The organism is Halorubrum sp. SP3, from assembly GCF_005435195.1.
In the GTDB taxonomy this organism is placed as follows: Archaea; Halobacteriota; Halobacteria; order Halobacteriales; family Haloferacaceae; genus Halorubrum; species Halorubrum sodomense.
Window position 1 is genome coordinate 1 of record NZ_SGTU01000187.1, and the last position, 751, is coordinate 751.

At 59.7% G+C, this 751-nt stretch carries 1 protein-coding gene; it reads left to right on the top strand.

The window, feature by feature from the left end; all coding sequences use genetic code 11:
- Positions 1-587 (top strand): DNA cytosine methyltransferase (locus EXE42_RS16140; RefSeq protein ID WP_137706975.1); only part of this gene is annotated, 587 nt, incomplete at its 5' end.
- Positions 588-751 lie beyond the last annotated feature (164 nt).

The following is a 751-nucleotide window of genomic DNA, read 5'->3' on the forward strand; positions in this document are numbered from 1 at the left end:
TCACCCTCGGCGTCCAGCGAGCTGGCGCGAACGTAATCGCGGGTGTGGACAACGACGAGCAGGCGCTTGAGACGTACGCCGCGAACTTTGAGCATCCTGCGTACAACTACAACCTCGCGGAAACGGAACCCGCAACCTTCGCCGTAGAGACGACTATCTATCGTGAAGACGTAGACGGGATCGTCGGTGGGCCGCCCTGTCAGGGTTTCTCGACGGCGAACCACGACCGCAACGAAGACGACCCGCGGAACAATCTCGTCTTCCGATACGCTAAGTACGTAGACTACTTCCAGCCCGACTGGTTCGTGATGGAGAACGTCACGGGGATCGAGTCGATCGATGACGGTGAAACCATCGAACTGCTGTACGAGGACTTCCAGCAGGCGGGGTACAACGTAGAACACATGACGTTGAACGCCGCGGACTACGGCGTCCCACAGAAGCGTCGTCGTGTGTTCTTCATCGGGACGCGCACAGATACCGACACGGAACCCCAGTTCCCCGAACCAACGCACGCCCCCGCCAGCGAGATCGAGGCACCGAGTGTGGATACGTCCGCGCAGACGGGTGTCACGGCAGATGACTAAATCACCGTGGGTCGGTGCGGGTGACGTTCTCAATACCGTAGACGTGTCCGACGAGGATCTCCAGCACCCCGACGAGGAGACTGCCGAACTACTGGACGAGATCCCTGCGGGGATGAACTACCAGTATTTCACCGAGAAGATGGGTCATCCCGACCCACAGTTCG